Annotated in this window: 25 protein-coding genes and 1 tRNA gene; 17 read left to right on the top strand and 9 right to left on the bottom strand. The window is 72.9% G+C overall.

Going from position 1 to position 22,031, the window contains the following annotated elements; all coding sequences use genetic code 11:
- The first annotated feature begins 132 nt into the window (after nucleotides 1-132).
- Entirely contained in the window at nucleotides 133-1,248 is a 1,116-nt protein-coding gene (locus tag SNR22_RS15975) for an XRE family transcriptional regulator (protein ID WP_320067355.1), read from the top strand.
- A 319-nt stretch (nucleotides 1,249-1,567) separates the two neighbouring features.
- On the opposite strand, the gene SNR22_RS15970 is transcribed toward SNR22_RS15975, so the two are convergent.
- Nucleotides 1,568-2,173 carry a YdeI/OmpD-associated family protein gene (locus SNR22_RS15970; protein WP_320067354.1) on the bottom strand — a complete coding sequence of 202 codons (606 nt, stop codon included), beginning with the start codon at nucleotides 2,171-2,173 and terminating at the stop codon, nucleotides 1,568-1,570.
- A 42-nt stretch (nucleotides 2,174-2,215) separates the two neighbouring features.
- Complete coding sequence (locus SNR22_RS15965; RefSeq protein WP_320067353.1) at nucleotides 2,216-3,076, bottom strand: alpha/beta hydrolase; 861 nt, start codon at nucleotides 3,074-3,076, stop codon at nucleotides 2,216-2,218.
- Nucleotides 3,077-3,224: 148 nt separating this feature from the next.
- On the opposite strand from SNR22_RS15965, the gene SNR22_RS15960 reads away from it, so the two are divergent.
- A complete protein-coding gene (locus SNR22_RS15960) occupies nucleotides 3,225-4,325 on the top strand; it encodes an META domain-containing protein (protein WP_320067352.1) in 1,101 nt (366 codons plus the stop codon).
- A gap of 457 nt (nucleotides 4,326-4,782) precedes the next feature.
- On the opposite strand, the gene SNR22_RS15955 is transcribed toward SNR22_RS15960, so the two are convergent.
- A tRNA-Lys gene (locus tag SNR22_RS15955) sits at nucleotides 4,783-4,855 on the bottom strand.
- 224 nt (nucleotides 4,856-5,079) lie between these two features.
- Nucleotides 5,080-5,619, bottom strand: a complete 540-nt coding sequence (locus SNR22_RS15950; RefSeq protein ID WP_320067351.1) for a hypothetical protein — start codon at nucleotides 5,617-5,619, stop codon at nucleotides 5,080-5,082.
- Nucleotides 5,620-5,808: 189 nt separating this feature from the next.
- On the opposite strand from SNR22_RS15950, the gene SNR22_RS15945 reads away from it, so the two are divergent.
- The 3 genes from SNR22_RS15945 (at nucleotide 5,809) to SNR22_RS15935 (ending at nucleotide 7,493) form a co-directional block, all read left to right on the top strand.
- Nucleotides 5,809-6,069: a DUF6289 family protein gene (locus SNR22_RS15945; protein WP_320067350.1), complete on the top strand. Its 261-nt coding sequence runs from the start codon at nucleotides 5,809-5,811 to the stop codon at nucleotides 6,067-6,069.
- 200 nt (nucleotides 6,070-6,269) lie between these two features.
- The gene (locus tag SNR22_RS15940; RefSeq protein ID WP_320067349.1) at nucleotides 6,270-6,779 is read left to right on the top strand and encodes a hypothetical protein; all 510 of its coding nucleotides are present in this window, start codon (nucleotides 6,270-6,272) and stop codon (nucleotides 6,777-6,779) included.
- 84 nt (nucleotides 6,780-6,863) lie between these two features.
- The gene (locus tag SNR22_RS15935; RefSeq protein WP_320067348.1) at nucleotides 6,864-7,493 is read left to right on the top strand and encodes a phosphatase PAP2 family protein; all 630 of its coding nucleotides are present in this window, start codon (nucleotides 6,864-6,866) and stop codon (nucleotides 7,491-7,493) included.
- Nucleotides 7,494-7,539: 46 nt separating this feature from the next.
- On the opposite strand, the gene SNR22_RS15930 is transcribed toward SNR22_RS15935, so the two are convergent.
- The gene (locus tag SNR22_RS15930) at nucleotides 7,540-8,403 is read right to left on the bottom strand and encodes an A24 family peptidase (protein ID WP_320067347.1); all 864 of its coding nucleotides are present in this window, start codon (nucleotides 8,401-8,403) and stop codon (nucleotides 7,540-7,542) included.
- 717 nt (nucleotides 8,404-9,120) lie between these two features.
- Here SNR22_RS15930 and SNR22_RS15925 point away from each other — a divergent pair.
- The 12 genes from SNR22_RS15925 (at nucleotide 9,121) to SNR22_RS15870 (ending at nucleotide 18,548) form a co-directional block, all read left to right on the top strand.
- Nucleotides 9,121-9,582, top strand: coding sequence for a hypothetical protein (locus SNR22_RS15925; RefSeq protein ID WP_320067477.1), 462 nt, complete (start codon nucleotides 9,121-9,123; stop codon nucleotides 9,580-9,582).
- A complete protein-coding gene (locus SNR22_RS15920) occupies nucleotides 9,576-10,514 on the top strand; it encodes a hypothetical protein (RefSeq protein WP_320067346.1) in 939 nt (312 codons plus the stop codon). Before SNR22_RS15925 ends, SNR22_RS15920 begins: the two co-directional genes overlap by 7 nt.
- A complete protein-coding gene (locus tag SNR22_RS15915) occupies nucleotides 10,511-11,167 on the top strand; it encodes an SAF domain-containing protein (protein WP_320067345.1) in 657 nt (218 codons plus the stop codon). The genes SNR22_RS15920 and SNR22_RS15915 overlap by 4 nt, the downstream gene beginning before the upstream one ends.
- A 2-nt stretch (nucleotides 11,168-11,169) precedes the next feature.
- Complete coding sequence (locus SNR22_RS15910) at nucleotides 11,170-11,970, top strand: ParA family protein (RefSeq protein ID WP_320067344.1); 801 nt, start codon at nucleotides 11,170-11,172, stop codon at nucleotides 11,968-11,970.
- Nucleotides 11,960-13,555: a CpaF/VirB11 family protein gene (locus SNR22_RS15905; RefSeq protein ID WP_320067343.1), complete on the top strand. Its 1,596-nt coding sequence runs from the start codon at nucleotides 11,960-11,962 to the stop codon at nucleotides 13,553-13,555. Before SNR22_RS15910 ends, SNR22_RS15905 begins: the two co-directional genes overlap by 11 nt.
- Nucleotides 13,504-14,460, top strand: coding sequence for a type II secretion system F family protein (locus SNR22_RS15900; RefSeq protein WP_413775649.1), 957 nt, complete (start codon nucleotides 13,504-13,506; stop codon nucleotides 14,458-14,460). Before SNR22_RS15905 ends, SNR22_RS15900 begins: the two co-directional genes overlap by 52 nt.
- Nucleotides 14,460-15,329 (top strand): type II secretion system F family protein, encoded by an 870-nt coding sequence (locus SNR22_RS15895; RefSeq protein WP_320067475.1) that lies wholly within the window; start codon nucleotides 14,460-14,462, stop codon nucleotides 15,327-15,329. The genes SNR22_RS15900 and SNR22_RS15895 overlap by 1 nt, the downstream gene beginning before the upstream one ends.
- Nucleotides 15,330-15,359: 30 nt before the next feature.
- Nucleotides 15,360-15,578 (top strand): hypothetical protein, encoded by a 219-nt coding sequence (locus tag SNR22_RS15890; RefSeq protein ID WP_320067342.1) that lies wholly within the window; start codon nucleotides 15,360-15,362, stop codon nucleotides 15,576-15,578.
- Nucleotides 15,579-15,736: 158 nt separating this feature from the next.
- Nucleotides 15,737-16,174: a TadE family protein gene (locus SNR22_RS15885; RefSeq protein ID WP_320067474.1), complete on the top strand. Its 438-nt coding sequence runs from the start codon at nucleotides 15,737-15,739 to the stop codon at nucleotides 16,172-16,174.
- A gap of 179 nt (nucleotides 16,175-16,353) precedes the next feature.
- Nucleotides 16,354-16,830, top strand: coding sequence for a TadE/TadG family type IV pilus assembly protein (locus SNR22_RS15880; RefSeq protein ID WP_320067473.1), 477 nt, complete (start codon nucleotides 16,354-16,356; stop codon nucleotides 16,828-16,830).
- 164 nt (nucleotides 16,831-16,994) lie between these two features.
- Complete coding sequence (locus SNR22_RS15875; protein ID WP_320067472.1) at nucleotides 16,995-17,366, top strand: hypothetical protein; 372 nt, start codon at nucleotides 16,995-16,997, stop codon at nucleotides 17,364-17,366.
- Between the two features lie 15 nt (nucleotides 17,367-17,381).
- Nucleotides 17,382-18,548, top strand: coding sequence for a LysM peptidoglycan-binding domain-containing protein (locus SNR22_RS15870; RefSeq protein WP_320067341.1), 1,167 nt, complete (start codon nucleotides 17,382-17,384; stop codon nucleotides 18,546-18,548).
- Nucleotides 18,549-18,583: 35 nt separating this feature from the next.
- Here the strand turns inward: SNR22_RS15870 and SNR22_RS15865 are convergent, their stop codons facing one another.
- The 4 genes from SNR22_RS15865 to SNR22_RS15850 form a co-directional block, all read right to left on the bottom strand.
- Entirely contained in the window at nucleotides 18,584-19,426 is an 843-nt protein-coding gene (locus SNR22_RS15865) for a DUF2231 domain-containing protein (RefSeq protein WP_320067340.1), read from the bottom strand.
- A 66-nt stretch (nucleotides 19,427-19,492) separates the two neighbouring features.
- Nucleotides 19,493-20,077 carry a TetR/AcrR family transcriptional regulator gene (locus SNR22_RS15860; protein ID WP_320067339.1) on the bottom strand — a complete coding sequence of 195 codons (585 nt, stop codon included), beginning with the start codon at nucleotides 20,075-20,077 and terminating at the stop codon, nucleotides 19,493-19,495.
- A 21-nt stretch (nucleotides 20,078-20,098) separates the two neighbouring features.
- Complete coding sequence (locus tag SNR22_RS15855; RefSeq protein ID WP_320067338.1) at nucleotides 20,099-20,782, bottom strand: ABC transporter ATP-binding protein; 684 nt, start codon at nucleotides 20,780-20,782, stop codon at nucleotides 20,099-20,101.
- Complete coding sequence (locus SNR22_RS15850) at nucleotides 20,779-21,903, bottom strand: FtsX-like permease family protein (protein WP_320067337.1); 1,125 nt, start codon at nucleotides 21,901-21,903, stop codon at nucleotides 20,779-20,781. The genes SNR22_RS15855 and SNR22_RS15850 overlap by 4 nt, the downstream gene beginning before the upstream one ends.
- Between the last annotated feature and the right edge of the window lie 128 nt (nucleotides 21,904-22,031).

Genomic DNA, 22,031 nt, shown 5'->3' with positions numbered 1-22,031 from the left:
CCTGATGCCCTGGACGAAGCTGACCCACTGGTCAGCCGCGAAGGACAGCACTGGCGGCAACGGCCAGTGCGTCGAGGCTCGGTATGTGGACCACATTGCCCAGGTCCGCGACAGCAAGGACTGCGAGGGGCGGTGGACAAGGTCGAGCGCGGTCTGCGTACCCTCGATCGGCTCTCGGTCCTCGAAACGGTCGCCGCGGTCCTCGGCGTCGCCCCGGAGGTGCTGCTCGCCCGGGAGACCCGGCGAGGTGAGCTGGTCGCGGGCATCGCCGCGGCCGTCAAACAGCTACGGGCGGCGCTGGCCTGCTACCACACCCCCGGCCCCGGCGAGGCCGGCTGGCGACCGCCACTGCCCCTCGAAGAGCTAGACCGCAGGGTGACGTACGTGTGGATGGCGTACCGGCACGCCCACCACTCCCAGGTGTTGCGGATGCTGCCCGACCTGCTCGCCGACGCCCATCAGGCCCGCGACCACGGGGCACCGACCGGTTCGGCGCGCGCCGCCGACCTGCTGGTGCGCACGTATCGGCTCGCCGCCCAGATGCTGGTGAAACTCGGCGAGGCGCACCTGGCCTGGCTGGCCACCGACCGCGCGATGGCCACCGCCGCCGGTGACCCCCGACGCACGGCAATCGCGACGATCCCCCTGGTCCAGGCGCTACGTGCCCTGGAAGAGGGCCGGCTCGCGATGATCGCCGCCACCACCGCCGTACGCCGGCTCACCCCGTACCCGTCCCACGCTTTCCCGCCCGACCACCTCGCCCTGGCCGGAACCCTGCTGGTCGAGGCCGCCCTCGCCGCCGCCGGCACGGACTCGGCCGCCGCCCGCAACCTCATCGACCACGCCACCCACCTCGCCGAGGTCCACGGCAACCGTCCCGACCACGACAACAACGACATCGAGTACGGCCCGACCGTGGTCGCCCTCGCCCGCGCCCTCATCACCGCCGACCTCGGGGACCCCCACCAGGCCGCCATCATCCACAAGCACACCGCCAACGGGGACGCCTGGAACCGGCTCCCCGCCGAACACCGGGCGGCCCACCTGATCGACATAGCCCGCATCCACCTCGACTCCGGCAACCCACGAGCCGCCGGCCGCGCCCTGGTCACCGCCGACCGGATCGCCGCCGCCGAGACCCGCATCCGCCCCGCCGCCCGTGCGGTGCTGACCGCCCTGCTCCGCGACGGTCCCGCCGACGCCGATGTGACCCGCTTGGCCGCCATCATCGGCCTGACCCACCCCTGACCCCACCGTCCGGAGACGGCCTCGAGCCCGCAGGGAAGTTCCGCGCCCGGCGCAGCTGTAGCACAGACGCAGCGCCATCTCCCCCACCAGCGGATCTTTCCGCGCGAATGAGACGCTGGGCCAGCCCGGCCTGACTACTTGCGCGCGGCCCGAGCTAGACCGGTCGCCGAACCTGCAGCTTCGGCGGCCGGCAGCCCGCAGGCTCGGCCGATGTCTCGCCACCGTGTCCGCACTTGCCCGTACCAGGCCCAGACGCCTCGCGGGTTGTCGGCGCGCACGATCGGCGGCAGATCGATGCACCTGATGATGAGGATGCCGATTACGGCGAGTTCGGAGGCTTTGCCTTCTGCGGGTAGATCGTCTCGTGACGGGCCAGCATGGCAACGAACTCGCCGATCTTCCGCTCGCGGGTCTGCGCCCGTTTGACGGCATTGAGGCGATGGGTGAGAGCGAACCGGTTGGTTCTGGTGAGTACGTCGAACATGGCCTGGGCGACGGGGTCGGCGGCGATGGCGGCGAGGAGGTCGGCCGGCACCTCGGCTTCCGAGGACGGGGCGTAGGCGGCTGCCCATCGCCCGTCTGCCTTTGCGGCTTCTACCGCGGCGCGGCCTGGGGGCAGCATTCGCCCCTGAGCCTCCAGCCGGGCCACGTGGGCGACGTTGCGTTGTGACCAGGAACTGCGGGGCCTGCGCGGAGTGAACCGGATCCAGGAGGTCTCCTGATCCCGTTTACGGGCCTGCCCGTCGATCCAGCCGAAGCACAGGGCCACGTCGACCGTCTGCTGCCAGGTCAGCGTGGTGACTGTGCCGCCCTTTTTGGTCAGGGCGAGCCAGACGCCGGGCGACGTGGCGTAATTGGCCGACAACCACGCGCACAGCGCGTCGTCGTCCGCGACGATCAACTCATCCAGTTCGGCGCTCGCCATGACGGTGAGGTTAACCGCTGGCATTTTGACAGCCGAGCGACGTCAGGCGGTGGGTGGTGCCGGGCGGCGCGCGAGGAACCCTTCCACGGTGGCTGCGAACATGGTCGGGTCGTCCACCCAGGGAAAGTGCCCGACACGCGGCAGTTCCGCCACCTCGGCGTGAGGGATTTGGGCAGCCAGCTCGCGGACGGCCCTGCAGGTTGGCCAGATATCGTATTCACCAACGACCAGCAGCACCGGCACTTCGAGCGCCGCGAGCCGCTTCGGTATCGTCGGGTCCGGTTCGAAGCCAGCGTAGAAACCGTCCGTGGCCGGCTGGGCGAACTGAGCGGGCTCAGCGGCGGCCTGGGCCTGGGCCGCGGCGTCCCAGCGCCCGTACAGCAGTGGCGCCGACAGCCAACGGTACCGCTCCAGTTCCTGCGGTGACGCGGCCTCGGCATGCAGCGCGGCGACCGCTTCGGCGTGCCAAGGCTCGTGCACCCGCCGGGCCAGCACCTCGTCCGCCCCAAGGTCGGATTGAATGCCGACGACACGCAGCGACGGTGCTACCAGCACAAGGTGGTCGAGGCGGTGCGGATACTCGACCGTGTACGCCAAACAGATCCCGCCGCTGGCCGAATGTCCAAACAGATCAACTCGGTCCAGCTGAAGGTGGTCGCGCAGCGCCTCGACGTCCTGGACGAGCCGGTCGACCCGGTACGTCTCGGGATTCTCGGGAACCGACGAAGCGCCCGTGCCGCGGTTGTCCAGGAGGATCAACGTCCGATGATCGCTGAGACCACCCAACTCCCCGAAGTACTCGACGGCCTGACCCGGACCACCGGGGACACAAACCAAGGGCGGCCCGGACCCAACCAGCCGGTATGCCAATTCCGTACCGTCCCAGGATCGAAAGCGTCGCATGCGGCCCTAGTCTGCCCCGGATCACACTCGTGAGACGCCCGGCCGGCGGCTACGAGCCGAGACCTGGTCGGGATCGAGGTACGGGGACAACTCCAACAGGCTCAGCGCGCACTCCACCATCGAGGCCGTCGGCACCAAGGAGTCGATGATGCAGGCCGTCCACTCCACCCGCCCCGGCGGGCACGTCGGCTACGTCGGCGTCACCCACGTCGAGCTGCCCGGCCTGGAACTGTTCTTCTCCGGCGTGCACCTGCACGGAGGGCCCGCCCCGCCGACGGCGACGGAGGTGGAACCGCCGCTCAATCTGTGCCGTCTGAGCATTGGGACGACGGTGGAAGCGAAGAGGACGGGGGCTGGGATGGCGAATCGGGGCTACCTCGCGGCGATGATCGCGTGCGGTGTACTGCTCACCGGGTGCGCCGGGCAGAGCGGACCGGGGGCCACGGACCCAGGTCCGGGCCCGGGTGCCAGCGAGTCCTCGGGGCCGCCGGCACCGGAGGGGCTGATCGGTTCCTGGACGATCGCCGACCTCGCCGACCCCGGCGCGGCCACGATCCTGCGCCTCGCGCATCGCGAGCTGCACGTCGTGGGCAACCGCTGCGGCATCCTGCGCGGGTCCTGGCGGGCCGACACCGACGGGAACTTCCTCGCCGAGGTCAACTCCACATTCGGCCCCGCCGCCGAAGGGACTCCCGGCTGCGAGCGGGCAAGCCAGGACACCCCCGGTTGGCTGCGGCGCGTGACGGCGTACCGAATCGACGGCGCAGGGCAGCCGGTGCTCCTGGACAACCGGGCGCAGCCGGTCGCCCGACTGATCCCCGGTGCCACCCCGACCGCCGGGCCGGACATGGCGGGCTCGCTGCTGGAACCGCCGACGGTCACCGACGAGGCCCGACGCGCCCTCGCCCCGGCCGCCGCGCTACCGCCGGCGCTGAGCCCCGCCGACCAGCAGCGACTGGCCGGTCGCTGGACGCCCACCGTCGGGAACCCGGGGGCGTACGTGGAGTTCACGGCAGACGGCGAGTGGCGCGGGTCCGACGGCTGCAACCGCGGAGGCGGCCGGTGGATCACCGCGCCCGGGGGCACGCTGCTCGCCACCACCGGGCCCGTCACGAAGATGGGCTGCACCGACCAGGTCCCGGTCTGGAGCTGGCTCCAGACAACCCGGCGGGCAGGTCTCGACGGTGAGGTCCTGGTGCTGATCGACGCCCAGGGCGGGGAGGCTGGCCGGCTGCACCCGGCTACCTGAGAGCGACCGGCGACTCCGTGCGCGGGGCCGTTCCGCCCCGCGCACCGCCCTGGGGTTGGCCGCTTGCAGTTGGCCGGCCGGCCGGCGCGGCGGCGAGGGCATCAGGAAGTCCAACCTCCGTCGGAGGCAATAACCGCGCCGTTGAGGTTGATCGCCTCCTCGGAACCAACGAGATGCCCAGCCTCAGCACCTGCACGACGTCTGACCGCTGGCCACTTCCCGGCGTACCCGTGAACTCGCCCGGGCCATCCACCGTCCCTCGCCCGCCGGAGTTCAGGGACCACTCCGCCGCTGTCCGGCTGAACGTGGTGGGAGCCATCTGACGGCGCTGCGGAACTCGCTCGCCGAACCGCACGGAGCGCGGAGCCGGGCCCCAGCCTGGCGGTACGACCAGGGACCGGCCGTGGCCTGCAATTTCGCGGCTCTTGGACCCCTCCGTTTGGGTATCCGTTTCGGGTGGGCCGCCTGGGACTCGAACCCAGAACCTAAGGATTAAAAGTCCTCAGCTCTGCCAATTGAGCTAACGGCCCGCCGTGCCAGGTTACCGGAACCCTGCTCCCGGGCGCTCCCGGGAGCGGGCGGTCGCCGCGTCGGTCGCCGGGGGCTCGCGGCGGGCCGAGCCCAGCAGCCCGCCCGGTGGATCTCAGCCGGCCCGGAGCTCCTTGCGCGCGTACACCGCGGTGGCCGCCAGCGCCCCCGGCCCCCGGCCCTGAACTGGGCGACAACCCCTCACGTTCGCGCCGGACCGGGCGTCTCAGACTTCGCCGCCGGGGTCGAAGAGGGAATCCGGTGGGCCGGCGGTGACCGGCGCGGCGCGGTGCTCCGGCGGCGGCGGGAGCTGCCGCGCCGGCTGGCGGGAGTGCAGCCGTACGCCTGCCTCACCGCGCCGCGCGGTGACCGTGAGGGTGACCATCCGGATCGGTTCCGGTGGTGTGACGAAGCCACGGGCGCTCCACCGGACCCAGAGCGGCACCCGCCCGGCCTCGGCTTCGGCGAGGAGCTTCTCGACCGTGCGGCGCCGGTCGGTGTGGTCGACCTCGATCACCACGGGTGACGCGGCGGGCCGGGCGCAGGCGATGTCGATGACGGATTGCTGCCCGGACATCGGCGGTGGCAGCGGCACCACGCTGGCGGCTCGCCGGTAGACCCGCCAGCCCCGCGCCGCGCCCCAGTCGGCGATCGCGTCGATGAGCAGTTCGGTCAACCGCTCGGTGGTGAGGTCCACGAAGGTCAGGGAGCCGAGCCGGTCGGACAGCGACTCGGCCAGCCGTACTGCGTCGTCTGGATCGGTCATGCCCGCCGGTTCACTCCTGCCTGTCCGTGACCCGCAGCGGAGAAGAGATCGGCCTGCGGTAGCGCATCCCCCAGTCTGCCGGGTCGACGAGGTCGCGGGAGGGTCGGGGCACGGTGGAAGACCCTAGGCTGAATATCGATATACGACTATCATTTGCGCATCCAGACCGCTCGATCGAAAGGCCGCGAGTTGAAGAAGTTTGTGCGGAACGCCGTCCTGGCCACCCTCCTGACCGTTGCCGGCACGACGGCGGTGGTGGCCAGCCCGGCCATGGCCCTGCCGTACCCCAACGACAACGAGAGCATCACCTTCGTCTACTACTCCGACGCCAGCAAGACCGTTCAGGTCGGGATGCACGTGTACGGCAACTGCCTGGAGGACTTCCAGTGGGGTGTCCGCACCTCCTACTCCACCTGGAGCCGGACGACCTGCCCTCCCAACCTGCCGTAGCGATCGATCGGGTGGGGTCCGGCATCGGCCGGGCCCACCGGTGCCTCCAGGTCCACCGGCGCGCTGAAGATCCGCGCACCGGCACGAACGCCCACTGACCCGCCGTGTCGTTGATCCGGTTGTGTCCGTCGCCCGACCGGGGCGACGGTGGGGCTGCGGGCGTCGGCCCGGTCGGCGCCACCAGGTCGAGGAGGTACGCGATGACCCGTCAGCGGGAGACCGTCGAGGTGGATCCGGTCCTGTTCCGCGCCGTGTACGACTCACCGGCCTCGCTGCCCGGCCGGCACCGCTGGGTGACCCCGGAGCACGACGTCCGCCGGATCGAGAAGCTGCTCGGGATGCCGGCGCGCAGCATCGGGGCACCGCTGTGGGTCAGTGGTGACGAGCCGGACTGCCCCAAGTGCGCCCGGCGGATGACCTGGCTGGACATCGTCTCGTCGGCGCTGCACGGCGTGCACGACCCGGCGATGATCGCGCGGGTGATCCTCGGCGAGCGCAAGTACGTCAACACGGAGGTGCCGGACGCCGTCCCCGGGGTGCACTGCGTCGACTGCCGTACCCCGATCGAGGGGCTGCGCAGCTTCAAGTGCCACAACTGGGCGTACGCCTTCGAGGCGCTGGAGGCGATCGTCGAACGGATGGCCGGCGGGGTGCAGGAGCCTGCCAGTCCCCACCCCCGGACGGCGCTCCCGCCTCAGGAAGCGACGTGAGAGGGGAACCCTTCTCAACCGCAGGCGTAGCAAGGTGCCCTTCCTTACCGGCGGGCGGGACGTGAACCTTTGATAAGGTGAATCGTGATTGAGGGCGATTTGTCAGACGCACCGCAGTTCAGCGTTGATTTATACCGCGACATCGTTGAGTTCGCGGACGGCACACCGGACTCTGTGCAGTGGTTCGCCGCGCACTTCACCGAGTGGTCGATCATCCTGCTCGGGCTTCTCTTCGTGGCGGCAGCCCTGCCGAAGCTGGGTGCCGGGCCGCGCAACCTGGCGCTCGCCCTGGCCGCCCCGGTCACGGTCGTCCTCGCATACGGCGGCAGCGAGTTGATCAAGTCGGTGGTGGACCAGGATCGCCCCTGCCGCGTCCCGTCCGACCTCGTGATCCTCGCCGAGCAGTGCCCGCCCGTCGGCGACTGGTCCTTCCCGAGCAACCACTCGACGATCGCCGGCGCGCTGGCCGTGGCGATCCTGCTGCTCTCCCCCCGACTCGCCTGGTACGCGATCCCGGTTGCCGCGCTGGCCGCGTTCTCCCGCACCTTCGTCGGGGTGCACTACCCGCACGACGTGATCGCCGGCCTGCTTTTCGGCGCGCTGGTGGTGGCCGTCTTCGCCCCGCTGCTGGCCCGTCCGATCGCGAAACTGCTGCTTCGCCGCGAACGCCGGGCCGAGCGCCCGGTCGCCGACGCCACCACCCGGAGCCGCTGACCCGAAGCCGCTGACCCGGGCCGCTGCACGTGGGGCGGCGCGGGGGTCAGCGGATGAGAAGCAGAGTGGCGACCGTGCCGAGCACCAGGAACGGGCCGAACGGCAGGTGACTGGACCAGCGCACCCGACGGCCCAGCAGCAGCACCAGGCTGGTCAGCGCGGAGAGCGTGAACGTCACGAAGACCCCGAGCACGAGGACCGGCCAGCCGTACCAGCCGAGCAGCGCCCCCGCCCCGAGCGCCAGCTTGGCGTCGCCGAGGCCGAAGCCGCGCCGCCCGAGCAACAGGGTGGTGGCGGCGAAGCCGAGCGCCAGGCCGAGCCCGGCGGCGGCCGCCCGCAGCCAGGGTGACGGTCCCGCCGAGGTCAGCGCGGCCACCCCGAGCAGCATCTGAACCCCGGCGGCGGCCGGCCAGGTGAGCCGGTCGGGCAGCCGGTGCACGGCGGCGTCCACGAAGACCAGCGGCACTGCCCAGCCGAGCCACCACGCCAGGGCCACCCGCTCGGCCGGCGACCCGCCCACCGCCACCAGCACCGCGACCGCCGCGAGCACTGCGGCCTCGACCGCGCCGGCGGGAGCGCCGATCCGGGTGCGGCAGGCCGGACAGCGGGCCGCCGGGCCGAGCGCCGGCCAGGGCCGGTCGAGCGTGAGCGGCGTGCCGCACGTCGGGCAGGCCGTCCGGTCCGGTTCCCCCGCTGGTACGGCGTATCGGGCGACGGCGAGGCGGAGCACCGGGGTGACGGCCAGGACGGCCGACAGCCGCGACCACCACCGCCGACGGGGCCCGGCCTGCGGCTGATCGACGGCACCGGCGGGCACCGGCCCGGCGAGCGGCTGATCGACGGCAGCGGCGGCGGGCGGTGCCGGCGGGCTGGGTAGGGCGAGCGGCCGGCGGGGGCGGTCGACGGTCATGTCCGGCTTCCCCGGGCGGGGCGGCGGCCGGTCCCGAAAGGACACGGTGAGTCATCCTCGCTCGGTCTCGGTGTGGCGGATGGCGCGGAATCGGACCCCGTCGCGTCCCGCCTGGACCCCGCCGACGCACCCGGCCGCCGGGCCGGCCGGCCGCTCACGGCAACCGGCGCGTTCGAGGGGTATTTCGGACCGAACCCCCCGGACCGGGCCGGCGTACCGGCCGATCGGACGACGAACGCCGTGCCCGCGGCCGAGGCAACGGCCGGGGCAAGGGCCGACACGATACCTCTCGAGCGGGCTCCCCGCCCACACCACCCGGCTTCCGGCCATGCCATTCCCGATCACCGCCCCCATCACCGAGAGTATTCGGGTGAATTGCCTCTGTTGCATCGGCAGGCGTCAGCTTATGCTCGCCCCTTGAGTACGACGCAACCCCTGCAAAGGCGTCGGAGGCAGCACGAGGACATTGGTTCACGGCTTTTCGAAGATCAGCACAGGCAAATACCGCGGTGACGCGATGTGGGTCCGGATGACGCCATCCGGCCGCGTTGCCGCACGCCCGATGGCGGTCAGCACGCCGCCCACCCGGGTCGCCAGCAAGGAGGCGCGGCGTTGCGAACACGGCACCCCGGCCGATGGACGATCTTCCTGGTCGCGGTCCTGACGACCGGCCTGGTCGCCGCCTGCGGTCCGGAACCCGAGGCCACCACACGGCCCCTGCCGGCAACGCAGAAGGCGACCCCCACCCACTCGGCGGCCGAGGAACAGGCCGCCCGCAAAGCGGCACTCGCCGCATATTCCGGATATCTCGCGGTGTCCCGAACGGCGAGTCGGCGCGCAGATCCGTTCCACCCGGAACTAACCCGGTTCCTGGCAGATCCATTGCTGACCCGGGTTCGACTGGCAATTCGCGATGCGAAGGAGCACGGTGCCATGCGTACCGGAACGCTCGTCTCCGACCCCACCGTCACCTCCGTGAGCCTGGACGGCGTCCCGGCCACCGTGGAGATCCAGGACTGCGTGGACGCCACCGGCTACCGGCTGGTCTACACGAAGACGAAGAAGGTGGTCCCCGGCTCGGGCGGCGGTCGGCACCTGGCCACCGCGACGGCCACCCGGTACGCGGCCGACCGCTGGCTGATCAGCGCCGGCACCGCGCACGAGGACCAGCCGTGCTGACCCGGGGTGGACGGAGCCGGGGCGTACGACTGGTCGTTGGGGCCGGCCTGACCCTCGTGCTCGCGGTCGCCGTCGCCGCGCCCACCGCCACCGTCGCGGCGGCGGCCCGGGAGGGCGGGGTGGAGTGCCCCATCGGCCAGAACGACTGCGACATCTGGGACGACGACCCGGGCACCCCGGGCGGGGGCGGCGGACCCGGCGGAGGGGACAACGGCGGAGGTGGCGGCGGCAAGCCGGCCGGCAAGTGCCAGTGGGGCGGCAAGGTCATCGCCTGCTACGACGACGTGCTCGGCTGGTTCGACAACGGCAGCGGCTGCTACTACAAGCTTAAGGTCCCGCAGGATCCGGGCACCCCCGAGGGCAAACAGTGGTACGTGGTCACCTGCACCGGCGACGACGTGGGCAGCCTGCACCCGGTGCTGCTGGATGCCCCGCCCCCCGGCTTCGGCACCCCGCCCGACCCAGAGGAGCTGGCCCGCCGCGCGCTCGCCTCGATCTCGCTGCTCCCGCCCCGGGCCGCGGTGGCCCCGCGCAAGAGCAAGGGCCCCGGACTGGTCGGCCTGCCGGTCTGGATGTGGGCCAGCCCCGGTAACGCCTACTTCGGTCCGCTGACCGCCTCCGCCTCGGACCGGGGCCTGACGGTGCGCATCACCGCGACCGCGAACGAGATCGTCTGGAAGATGGGCAACCGCGCGGAAATCACCTGCAAGGGCCCCGGCACCCCGTACGAGGCGGACGGCCCAGGTGCTGGCCAGCCCTCCCCCGACTGCGGCTACGACGGCTACACCGAGGCCGACACGTACGAAGTCGAGGCCACCACCGTCTGGAACGTGCACTGGGTCGGCGGGGGCCAGAGCGGCGACATTGCCCAGACCCGAACCAGCGGCATCGTCCAGATCGAGATCGACGAACTTCAGGTGGTGACCCGATGAGTCTCGCGACGCGCAACGGAACGGGACCGGTGGACGCCCCCATCGCACCGCCCAGGGTGGTGCGGCAGCGCCGGGTCCGTCCCGGCCTGCTCGGCCTCGCGGTGCTGCTGATCGCCCTCGGCGGCCTCGGCGCGGCGTTCGCGGTCAGCTCCGTCCGGGCCACCGGCAGCTACCTGGCGGTCGCCCGGCCGGTGGAGGTGGGCCGGACGCTCAGCGCGGATGACCTGGTCACCGTGCAGGTGGCCGGCGGGCAGGGGCTTGCGCCGGTGCCGGTGGGGCAGCTCGACGAGATCATCGGCAAGCGGGCCGCCGTCTCGCTGGCGCCAGGCACCCTGCTCACCCCCGCCCAGCTCACCGACGACCCGATGCTCGGCCCCGGCCAGCAGCAGATGTCCCTCGACCTCTCCCCGGGCCAGGTGCCGGCGAAGCGGCTGCACCCCGGCGACCGGGTGCTGCTGGTCAGCACCCCGAACCGCAACGCCAACGGGCAGTCCAGCGGCAGCACCCGGTTCGAGGCCACCGTGATCGACACGTCCACCCCGAGCAGCAGCAGCGTCGTGCTCTATGTGGCGCTCACCGCCCGGGACGTGCCGGCTGTCGTGGCGCTGGCCGCCCAGGACCGGATCGCGGTCGTGCTGACCGGGGCGGCCTGAGCATGGCGATCATCGCGTTGGTCTCGGCCAAGGGCTCGCCTGGCGTGACCACATCCGCCCTGGCCTGCGCCCTGACCTGGCACCGCCGGCTGGTACTCGCCGAGTGCGACCCGTCCGGCGGGTCGATCCTCGCCGGCTACCTCGGCGGGGCGCTGGACGGCCCCCGGGGCATCGGCGAGCTCGCCGTCGGGGAGTTGCGCGACGGCAGCCTGGAGTCGGCGTTCTGGTCGCAGTTGGTCGACCTGGACGCACCCCGCCGGGAGCGGCTGCTGTTGCCCGGCGTCGTGGACCCGGCGCAGGCCGGCAGCGTCACCCCGCTCTGGCAACGGTTCGCCGACTTCTTCGTCGACCTGGAACGCGGCGAACCCCCGTACGACGTGCTCGTCGACTGCGGGCGGCTCCAGGTGGCCGGCCCGCCGTGGCCGATCCTGCGCGCCGCCGCGGTGGTCCTCCTGGTCACCCGCGCGAAGCTGCCCGACCTCTCGGCGGCCCGGTCCATGATCAGGGCGATCGAACGGGACCTCACCGAGCACCGGGTCCCGCCGGGCACCCTGCGGCTGCTGCCGATCGGCGACGGTCACGGGAACGGCGAGATCAGCAAGGCGCTGCGGCTGCCGGTGATCGCGCGGTTGCCGCAGGACCCGCGTACCGCGGCGGCGCTCACCCTCGGCGGGACCGTGCGGGCCGGACGGCCACTGATGCGCGCGGCCGGCGGCCTGGAGGTGCCCGTCCGGGCGCTGCTGGAGCGCCGCTGCGCCCGGCTGGCCTGGCCGACCACCCAGGGGGTGCCGGGTGCGGTTTGAGCCGGTCTCCCACGACCCCCGGATCCCCCAGCAGCCGGGTGCGACCTCCACCGCCCCGCCGCTGCCGCCGGCACCGAACGGGCGACACCACCAGCCCCCGCCGCAGCCCGTGAAGGTCGCCCCGCCGCCCGGGGGTGTCGCGCCGCCGCCCATCGCGGCGCCGGTGCCCGTCGCAGCGCCGCCGCCCCGGCCCCGGGTCGACTTCGCCGTGGTGCGGGAGCTGCGCCGGGAACTGAGCGAGCGGCTCACGCTCTGGCAGCGCGGCCGGGAGTTCGACGCCGACGCCGAGGACGTCGAGCGGGCCCGGCTCGCCGTCGCGGTGGTCTCCGAGTACGCCGACGCGGTCCGCCGGGCCGGCACCCCGATGCCCGCCGGTGAGGAGCGGATGCTGCTCGACCACGTGACCGCCGAGTTGGTCGGCCTGGGACGGCTCCAGACGCTGCTGGTCGACGACACCATCGAGGAGGTGCACATCCTCGGCTGCGACCAGGTGCGCATCACCCGGCACGGTGGCGGGGTCGACTGGGCGGACCCGATCGCCGACAGCGACGACGAGCTGGTGGAGATCCTCCAGGCGGCGGCCCGCCGGGCGGGGGCGACCGAGCGGTCACTCTCCACCTCGAAGCCCACCCTGGACCTGCAACTCCCCGACGGCAGCCGGCTGGCCGCCGTGTTCCTGGTCAGCCATCGCCCGTATGCGGTGATCCGTAAGCACAACACCCTCGAGGTGAGCCTCGACGACATCGCCGGCGGCCGGGGCGACCTGGACGAGATGATCGACCCGCTGCTGCGCGACTTCCTGCGGGCGTCCATGCGGGCCGGGCTGAACATCATGGTCGCCGGGCTGGCCGGGGCGGGGAAGACCACCGTCATCCGGGCGCTGATGGACGAGATACCGGCCGACGAGCCGTACGTGCTGCTGGAGGAGAGCCGGGAGCTGCTGCCCGCCCGCCGAGGACACAAGCACCGGGCGGTGATGAGCTTCGAGTCCCGGGAGGGGCACGGCGAACGCGGGCTGGACGGCCGCCCGGCCGGCGAGGTGAGCATCGCCGACCTGATCCCGGTGTCGCTGCGGATGGGTGTGCTGCGGATCATCGTCGGCGAGGTGCGGTCCCGGGAGATCGTGCCGATGCTCCAGGCGATGACGACCAGCCGCGGTTCGATGTGCACCATCCACGCCCGCAGCCCGGGCGGGGTGGGCGAACGGATCGTCGAGCTGGCGCTCTCCCACGGCCGGGAGATGACCGTCGACCAGGCCCGCCGGATGGCCGGCAACGCCCTCGACATGATCGTTTACGTCACCGTCGAGGACGAGACCGCGATCGGTGGCCGCAAGTACCGGTTCGTCTCCCATGTGGAGGAGGTGATCGGGGTCGGCGAGGGCGGCCGGATCGTCACCACCACCGTCTTCGGCCCGGGGCCGGACGGCCGGGCCATCCCCCTTCACCTGCCCGAACGCGTCCGCGACCAGTTACTCCGAGTGGGCTACGACGCCCGCCTGCTGGGCCGGTGGATCGAGGCCGGAGCCGGAGCCTGGCAACGTCCCCGGCACAGCCGGCTCGGCCGAAGGCCGGTGGCCCGGTGACCGTGAACATCGAGCTCGTGGCCATGGTCTCCGGCGCGGCGTGCGTCGCGGGCCTGGTGCTGGCCGTGGTGGCGCTGGTCGGCACCACCCGGCCACCCGGGCCGCCGCCCGGTGCCGGCACCGGTGGCGGGCTGCGCCGGCTCTGGCTCGGCTCCGGCACCAGCGCCCGGGAGCAGCGCAACTACCAACTGCTGCTCGGCTGCGCGGTGGTCGCCGGCGCGCTGGCGTTCCTGCTCACCGGGCTGCCGGTGGTCGGCCTGCTGGTCGCCGTGTCGGTGCCCGGAACGCCGTGGCTCTTCACGGTCGGCCGGGCCGAGCAACGGGCCATCGCCCGCATCGAGGCGGTCGGGGAGTGGACCCGCCGGCTCAAGGACGTCTCGTCCACCGGCCAGGGCCTCCAGCAGGCCATCCTGGGCACCATTTCCACCGCGCCCGAGCAGATCGCGGAGGAGGTGCGGCTGCTCGCCGCCCGGCTCCAGGCCGGCTGGCAGGCCAGATCCGCCCTGCTCGCGTTCGCCGACGAGATCGGCGACCCGGTCTGCGACCAGGTGGTTGCGGCGCTGATCCTGCACCTGAGCGACCGGGGCGAACGGCTCGGCGACGTGCTGGGCTCGATCGCGTCCGCCGCCGGAGCCGAGGTGGCCACCCGTCGGGAGATCGAGGCCAAGCGGACCCAGCCACGCTTCGCAGTCCGGTTCCTCACCGGGATGACCCTGCTGACCCTCGCGTACGGGCTGGTCAACGCCGAGTACATCCGCCCGTACGGCACTCCGACGGGGCAGCTCGTGATGACCGTGCTCGGCGGGGCGTTCGTCGGCCTGCTGGCCTGGGTGCGCGCGATGAGCCAGCCGCCCCGGCCCGCGCGGTTCCTACCCGCGCCCGACCGCACGGAGGCCATCCCTTGATCCTCAACTGGCAGCTCACGGTCGCCGTCTGCGGCGGCGCGGCGGTGGGGCTCGGGGTGTTCCTGGTGGTCCGGGAGGCGCTGCCGGCCGCCCCGGCGCTCGGGCCCGCGCTGCGCCGGCTGCACCAGCCGCCGGGCGCCGGCCGGGGCGTCGCCGGCGGGGGGCGGGGCCCGGACTGGATCGGCGGGTTCGCCCGCTGGTTGCGCCCGCCGCACCGGCAGCTCGCCCTGATCGACCGCACCCCCGAGCAGTACGCCCTGTCCCTGCTGCTCTCCGCGCTGATCGGCCTGGCCACCCCGGCCCTGACCGGTGCGGTGCTCTTCCTCGGCGGGGTGTCCGTGCCGGTGGTCGTGCCGCTGCTGGGCAGCCTGGGGATGGCGCTGCTCGCCGCCCTGGTGGCGCACCGCAGCGTGCTGACCCGCGCGGACAACGCCCGGGACGAGTTCCGCCAGGCGGTCTGCACCTATCTCGATCTGGTGGCGTTGCAGCTCTCCGCCGCGCACGGCCCGGTGCAGGCCCTGGAGCGGGCCGCAGCGGTCTGCGACGGCTGGGTCTTCGACCGGATCCGGGAGTCGCTGCGGATCGCCCAGATGCAGATGCACTCGCCCTGGGACGAGCTGCGCGAGCTGGCCGACAAGATCGGCATCCCGGAGCTGGGCGACGTCGGGGCGATCATGAGCGCCTCGGGCAGCGAGGGTGCGCAGGTGCACGAGACGCTGCGCAGCCGGGCGGACTCGCTGCGCGACCAGATCCGCACCGACAACCTGGGCCGCGCGGAGGCGGTCACCAGTCGGCTGGACATCCCCGGTTCGCTGCTGGTCTTCGTGCTGCTCGGCTTCGCCATCTACCCATTCCTCGCCCGGTTGTGAACCCCTCCCCAGTTCGAGAAGGAGCACGTCATGCACCTCATCGCCTATCTACATATCGCGTTGACGACGCGACTGGCCGAGCTACGCCGCGACGGCGAACGCGGCGACAGCCCGGTACCGACCGCGGTGATCATCTTCGGCCTGGTCTTCATCGCGATGGCGGTCACCGGTATCGCGCTGGCCAGGGCCAACAACTGGATGAACGCCATCCCGAACAACACCAACCCACAGGCGCCGGCGGGACCGTGACGGATCGTTCCACGCGCGTGGCCCGGAGCCGGCCGGCAACCGCCAACCGGCCCACCGGCCTGCGCGCACCGGGGCGGGCGCGCGACGGCGTACGGCAACCGACCGGCGGGACACCGCGGCGGCGGCGCGACGGCGCGCGACGGCCGAGTCGGCGGCACCTGGCCGGAGGACCGGGGCGGCTCCTCGACCGGGTCCGGCGGCGGCTCGCCGGCAGCGCGGCCGACCGGGGCGCCAACCCGGTGGAACTCGCCGTGGTGATGCCGGCGATCCTGGTGCTGCTCTTCGCCTCGATCCAGGCCGCCGTCTGGTTCGTGGCCCGGGCCACCGCGCTGAACGCCGCCCAGAGCGCGGTCAACGCGCAGCGCGTCCACCAGGCCCCGGCCGGGGCCGGGGAGGCGCGGGCGGTCGCCTTCCTCAACGCGGCGGGCGACTGGCTGGTCGGCTGGGACAGCCCGGGACCGGACTGCGTGATCGACATCGACACCACCGAGGTGGTCTGCACGGTGACCGGCACCTCCCTGTCGGTCATCCCCCTGGTCAGCTTCCCCGTGCGGCAGACCGCCCACGGCACGGTCGAACGCTGGACGACGGGGTGAACGGCGTGCGCGGCTACGATCCGCCGGACGGCGACCGGCACGCGTCGAGGGCCGCCCGGCTCCTGCGCGCCGCCCGGGACGCCGTACGCCGCCGGCGCCCCGGGGACAGCCCGACGACCGCCCGACGACCCGGGGACGGCCTGACGACCGCCCGGCGTTGGAGACCCGACGGCCGCCCGGTGGGAGTCCGTGTCCGGCGGCCCGAACGCGGGTCGGTGGCCATCGAGGTGGCCGTGCTCGCCCCGGCGTTCATCGGCCTGATCGTGTTGGCCGGGGTGGCCGGGCGCACCGCGATCGCCCAGGAGTCGGTCCAGTCGGCGGCGCACGACGCCGCCCGGGCGGCGTCCATCTCCCGGGACGCCGACACGGCCCGGAGGCAGGCCCTGTCCGCCGCGCGGAGCCAGCTCGACTGGCAGCAGGCGAACTGCGCCGGTCAGCCGGCGCTGACGTTCAGCGGCTCGGTCGACGGGGCGACGGCCAGCTTCGACGAGGCGTTCGCCAGCGACCCCGGCAAGGCCGCCGCCGTGACGGTGCGGGTGGACTGCACGGTTTCCTTCACCGACATCGACCTGTCGCTGCTGCCGGCGATGCCGGCCACCCGCACGATCTCGGCCACCTTCACCTCCCCGCTGGACCGCTACCGGAGCCGGTCGTGACCGCCCGCCCGCCGTCGGTATCCCCGGTGGCCGGTCCCGTCCCGGGGCTCCGGGCCACCCGTGACCGCAATGCGGCGCGGCGGGACGCGCCCATCGGCGGGGTCCGCTCCGCCGGCCGGCTGCGCGGCGACGACGGCCGGGTCAGCCTGTTCCTGGCGGCGGGCATGATCGGCGTCCTCGCGATCATCGGGCTGGCCTTCGACGGCGCCGGCCAGCTGCGGTCCATGCAGCGGGCCGACAACCTGGCCGCGGAGGCGGCCCGCACCGGGGGCCAGTCCATCGACCGGGCGAAGGCCATCGAGGGCGGCCCCAAGGTGATCGACCAGGTGGCGGCCACGGCCGCGGTGCGCAGCTACCTCGCCGTGGCCGGGGTGACGGCCTCCTCCGTCGAGTTCCCGGTCGTCGGCGGGGAGACCCTCATCCGGGTCCACGTCACGGTCACCTACGACCGGTACCTGCTCGGCTTCTTCGGTTTCGGCAACACCGTCACCGTCACCGGTGAGGCCACCGCGCGGGCCCTCACCGAAGGCCCGTAGGAAGGAAGGCACGCCATGGCTGCACCGGGTCGCTCCGCCGTACGGCGGACCGGACAGGTCCTCACCGGGTTCGGCGCGCTGGTCGTGCTGATCGCGGCGCTGGTCGGGGGGCCGGTGGCGCTGATCGCGTTCGCCGGCAACCCGCTCCCCGACCACATACCCACCCTCGCCGAGATCGGCACCACGTTGACCAGCCGGGACGACGGCCAACTCTTCCTGCGGGCGCTGGCCCTGGTCGGCTGGTTCGGCTGGGCCACCTTCGCCTTCTCGGTGCTCGTGGAGTTGGGCGCGCAGACGCTGCGCCGACCGGCACCCCGGCTGCCCGGGATGAGCCGGCAGCAACGAGCCGCAGCGGCGCTGGTCGGGTCGGTCGCCCTGATCATCGCGGCGAGCCCGGCCGCCGCCAGCGCGGCGACCGTGTTGGCCGGCCCGTACCCGAGCGCGACGCAGCCGGTCGTCGCCGCGGCGGCCCCGGCGGCACGTCCGGTCACCGCAACGCTCCCGGTCGGCGCGCGGCCGGCGACGCCGGTGGTCACCACGGCGGCCGACCTGCCCCGGGAGGCGGAGCCGACGGTGTACCGGGTGGCGAAGGGTGACTACCTCGGCGAGGTCGCCGAGCGCTACCTCGACGACTTCGACCGCTACCGGGACGTGGCGAAGCTGAACCGGTTGCACGACCCGAACCGGATCCGCCCGGGGCAGCTCATCCGGCTTCCCGAGGGCGTGGTCGACGACGGGGCCCGCACGCACGCCACCGGCCGGCTGATGGCCCGGCCCGCGGCGCCCACCCCCGGCGGCCCGGTCACTCCCCGGCCGCCGGCGACCCCGACCACCCCGCCGGCCGCCGAGGCACCTGCGTCCCCGGCGGCGACCCCGCCCTCGCCGCAGGTCACCCGACCCGCCCCCACGCCGTCGACCGCACAGCCGTCGACCGAGTCGTCCCGGGGCACCCAGCAGGTGGGCCAGCCGCCCACCGGACCGCAGCCGGCGATGGCCGCCGGGGCGTCCCGGGCCGGCGGGGACGACCAGGTGAACCGTCCACTCGCGGTCTCAGCGGTGCTCGCCGTGGCCAGCATCGTCGGGGCGCAGATCGGCGCGGTCCTCGGGCTGCGTCGCCGGCCCGCCGCAGCCCGGGCCGCCGTCGCCCGGTCCCTGATCTCCGGCCGCCACCGCCGGGACTGACGCCCGCCACGCGCCCCGAGCCGGTGCGGACCGGCTCAGGGCAGCCGGGTCTGCAACACCCCGTCGACCACCCGGGTCGGCAGGATCTGCTGGTCGTTCGCAGACGGGCCGTGCACGACCTCGCCGCCGTTGAGCCGGAACGCACTGCCGTGCCAGGGGCAGACCACGCAGGTGTGCCCGTCGATCTCGGTGACCTCGCCCTCGCCGAGCGGGCCGCTCTGGTGCGGACAGCGCTCCAGCATCACGGTGACCTCGTCACCGTGCCGGTAGAGAATCACCGAGACGTCGTCGTCGACCTCCCGGGTGATCAGCTTCCGCTGTGGCAGCGCGGCCAGGTCCGCCAACGAGTGCCAGCCGTCGCTCATCCGGTGCAGCTCGGAGACGCTCTGGTTGACCTGCGCGCCCTGCTTGTACGCCAGGTGCCCACCGAGGTACGCCCCCGCGCTCGCCGCGGTCAGGCCGAGGTACGCCAGCGCCCGCCCGGTCCCGTGCCGCCCGCGCAGTCGGGCCGCCAGCGAACCCGCGTACAGGGCCAGGCCGACGGTGTTGGAGGCGGCGTGCACCAGGCCGACCCGGCGCTGATCCCGGGAGAGCGCCGCCCAGTCGTTCAGCCCGGCGATCGCCGCCGGGAGGGCGCCGACCGTGCCCACCCCGATCAGTGTGGTGGCCGCCCGACGCTGGCCCGGCATCAGGTCCAGCACGGCGGCGCTGATCCAGGCACCCACCGGCACCTGCACCATCGCCGGGTGCAACGGGTGCCCGAGGAAGACGCCATGCAGCAGGTCACGGACCCGCTGCGGGCGCAGGGTGGCCAGGACGGCGCGCTGCAACCGGTCCCCGACCCGGTCCAGCGCCGATGCCTGTTCGAGTTTCGTCATGAGTTCCCGCACGCCGTACGACTTCCCGGCAGAAGCGGCCCCAAACCGGTCACCGCGCCGGATGAGCTATCGGACGTGCTGGGAAAGGAACGGGCCGAGCAGCTCCCGGACTCGCTCCTCGGTGGCGGTCGCGTCGGCACCCGCCTCGATCATGCGGCTGGCCGTGTATACCACCGAGCCGATCAGCCCCGCTGTGCTGGTGGGATCGGGCAGGCGCAGTTCGCTGAGGGCGGCCCGCAGCGGTGTGCTCATCTGCTCGTGCATCCGCTGGGTGCTGGCGTTGACCTCATCACCCGGCACCGACTCGATCAGGGTGGTGGCGAGGGCGTGTTCGCCTTCGGCGACCAGCCGCAGGTTGGTCGCCGCGTACGCCAGTACCCGGTCGCCGGGGCCGTCGGCCGCGGCCATCGCCTCGGTGACCCGGCGCGACCAGTTCGGCAACACCTCCTGCACCAGTTCCCGCAGCAGGTCCTCGCCGGAGCGGAAGTACTCGTACACCGACGATCGGGCCACCCCGGCCCGGGCAGCCACCGCGGCGAGCGTGGGCGGGTGCCGGGGATCCTCGGCGAGCAGGGCGCGGGCGGCGGCGAGGAGGGCCCGGCGCCGCTCGGCCCGGTGCAGTGCCACGGTCGGCGCGTTGATGCGTGGCATGGGCCCTCCCCTTCGTGTCGGTCAGCCGGCGGACAACCGCCCGTCGATCATCTCCATCACCCGGTCGCAGTGTTCCAGGACGTCCTGGTCGTGCGTCACCATGACGGTAGCGACTGCGGACTGTTTCGTCTCCTGGGCCAGCAGCTGCACCACTTCGTGGCTGCGCGCCCGGTCCAGGGCGGCCGTCGGTTCGTCCACCAGTAGCAGCGACGGGTGTCCCACCAGGGCGCGGGCGATGCCCACCCGCTGACGCTCACCGCCGCTGAGCTGGTGCGGCCGACGGTCGGCCCGGTGTGCCATCCCGACGTCGGCGAGCAGCTGCCTCGGGTCGCGGGTGTCGACCCGTCGGCGGCTCAGGTTGGTGACCAGCCGGAGCTGGTCGAGAACGGTGAGCGCCGGCAGCAGGTTGCCGCTCTGGAACACGAAGCCGATGTTGTCGCGGCGGTAGGCCGCACGGTCCTTGCTGCCCATGGCGGCGACGTCGCGCCCATCGATGGTGACCGTTCCCGCGTCTGGGCTGGTCAGCGCGCCAGCGACGGCCAGCAGGCTGGACTTGCCCGCGCCCGACGGACCGACGACGGCGACCAACTCGCCTGGCCGGACGGTGAGGTCGACGCAGTCCAGGGCGGTGACCGTGGTGTCGCCGTCGCCAAGGCGCAGGGTCACGTTGGACAGGACCAGTCCGGTGCGTTCCGTGGTGCTCATCGCTGTCCTCCCAGTGCGGCGAGCGGGTCGACGGTCGTGACGCGAACGATGGCTGCGGACGCGCCGAGGAGACCGAGCAAAACCAGCAGCACGGCGGCGAGGGCCACGGCGGGTGCTTCGAGGGCGAACGGCACGCCGCTACCACCCATCAGGCCACCCAGGGCGAGACCGACGCCCACCCCTACGGCGATCGAGGCCGTCAGGATGGCCAGCGCCTGCACCAGGCCATCGCGTAGCAAGTACGACTTGGCGGCACCCATCGCGCGCAGCACCGCAAGTTCGTGCCGGCGGTTGATCGTCCAGACGGTGAAGAACGCGCCAACCACCAGCGCCGAGATGGCGTACAGGAAGACCCGGATGAGGGTCAGCGTCGAGGTCTCGGCGGTGTAGCCGGGCGAGGCCCCGTACGAATCCTTCTTTTCGAAGCTCGACGTGCCGGCGGCGGCGTCGCCGGCAGCCAGGTCGACGTTGTCATCCGCTCGGATGGCGACGGCGGTGGCCTGGTCGGCGGCCTGCGGGGGCAGGGCCTGGCCGGGGCCGACCCCGGCGTGCAGGCGCTGCCAGGCGGCCAGCGGCAGGTACGCCACGTCGACGTGGCCGTAGGTGCGCTGGTCGGCAGTGACGCCCACCACCTTCAGCTCGGTGCCGATCCGGTCGACGGTCACCGTGTCTCCCAGGCGTAGGCCGGCATCGAGAGCGGTCCGCGAGACCACGATGCCGTCCGGAGCACCCAGCCCGCTGCCCTCGGCGGGCGTGGGAGCCAGGAAGGAGTTCGGTTCGACGCCGAAGACGGCGAGGTCCGCCGGTACGCCCCGGTCGCTGCGCGTATTGATCAGCATGGTGCCGAACGGCTCGGCCGCCTGCACGCCGGGCTGTTGACGCCACCGTTCGACCTGTTGGGTGTCCACCACGCTGCGGGAGAAGGCGGAATCGAGCTTGGTGCCCTCGTCGAAGGCGAACGCCGTCACCGGAAGGCGCTGCAATCCTGAAACACCGTCGTTGACCAGTCCGGACGACAGTCCGGACAGCAGGACCATCAGCACCGCGATCAGGGCCACCACGCTGCCCATCAACGCGAAACGCCAACGTGCGAAGCGGAGCTCACGCAACGCCAGGAACATAAATCCGTCCCTCCGAGAGAGTCCCCGGCAGTTTTCCGACGGGATGTCGGCAACTTTATCGACGCCGCGTCGGAAAGACGGTCGCTCGCCGCTGTGTCGTCGGTCACTCGCGGCAGGAGCCCACCGCG

The organism is Micromonospora sp. RTGN7 (genome assembly GCF_033804645.1).
GTDB lineage: Bacteria > Actinomycetota > Actinomycetes > Mycobacteriales > Micromonosporaceae > Micromonospora.
Note: the sequence above shows the minus strand (reverse complement) of the source record. Positions and strands in the feature narration are given on the sequence as shown.

Bases quoted from the DNA above. Each gene is read 5' to 3' on its own strand.
- SNR22_RS15930 (WP_320067347.1), bottom strand. From the start codon at position 8,403: ATGACCGTCGACCGCCCCCGCCGGCCGCTCGCCCTACCCAGCCCGCCG.
- SNR22_RS15965 (WP_320067353.1), bottom strand. From the start codon at position 3,076: ATGCGACGCTTTCGATCCTGGGACGGTACGGAATTGGCATACCGGCTG.
- SNR22_RS15860 (WP_320067339.1), bottom strand. From the start codon at position 20,077: ATGCCACGCATCAACGCGCCGACCGTGGCACTGCACCGGGCCGAGCGG.
- SNR22_RS15950 (WP_320067351.1), bottom strand. From the start codon at position 5,619: ATGACCGATCCAGACGACGCAGTACGGCTGGCCGAGTCGCTGTCCGAC.
- SNR22_RS15850 (WP_320067337.1), bottom strand. From the start codon at position 21,903: ATGTTCCTGGCGTTGCGTGAGCTCCGCTTCGCACGTTGGCGTTTCGCG.
- SNR22_RS15940 (WP_320067349.1), top strand. From the start codon at position 6,270: ATGACCCGTCAGCGGGAGACCGTCGAGGTGGATCCGGTCCTGTTCCGC.
- SNR22_RS15960 (WP_320067352.1), top strand. From the start codon at position 3,225: ATGCAGGCCGTCCACTCCACCCGCCCCGGCGGGCACGTCGGCTACGTC.
- SNR22_RS15865 (WP_320067340.1), bottom strand. From the start codon at position 19,426: ATGACGAAACTCGAACAGGCATCGGCGCTGGACCGGGTCGGGGACCGG.
- SNR22_RS15855 (WP_320067338.1), bottom strand. From the start codon at position 20,782: ATGAGCACCACGGAACGCACCGGACTGGTCCTGTCCAACGTGACCCTG.
- SNR22_RS15875 (WP_320067472.1), top strand. From the start codon at position 16,995: ATGATCGGCGTCCTCGCGATCATCGGGCTGGCCTTCGACGGCGCCGGC.
- SNR22_RS15970 (WP_320067354.1), bottom strand. From the start codon at position 2,173: ATGGCGAGCGCCGAACTGGATGAGTTGATCGTCGCGGACGACGACGCG.
- SNR22_RS15890 (WP_320067342.1), top strand. From the start codon at position 15,360: ATGCACCTCATCGCCTATCTACATATCGCGTTGACGACGCGACTGGCC.
- SNR22_RS15910 (WP_320067344.1), top strand. From the start codon at position 11,170: ATGGCGATCATCGCGTTGGTCTCGGCCAAGGGCTCGCCTGGCGTGACC.
- SNR22_RS15915 (WP_320067345.1), top strand. From the start codon at position 10,511: ATGAGTCTCGCGACGCGCAACGGAACGGGACCGGTGGACGCCCCCATC.
- SNR22_RS15870 (WP_320067341.1), top strand. From the start codon at position 17,382: ATGGCTGCACCGGGTCGCTCCGCCGTACGGCGGACCGGACAGGTCCTC.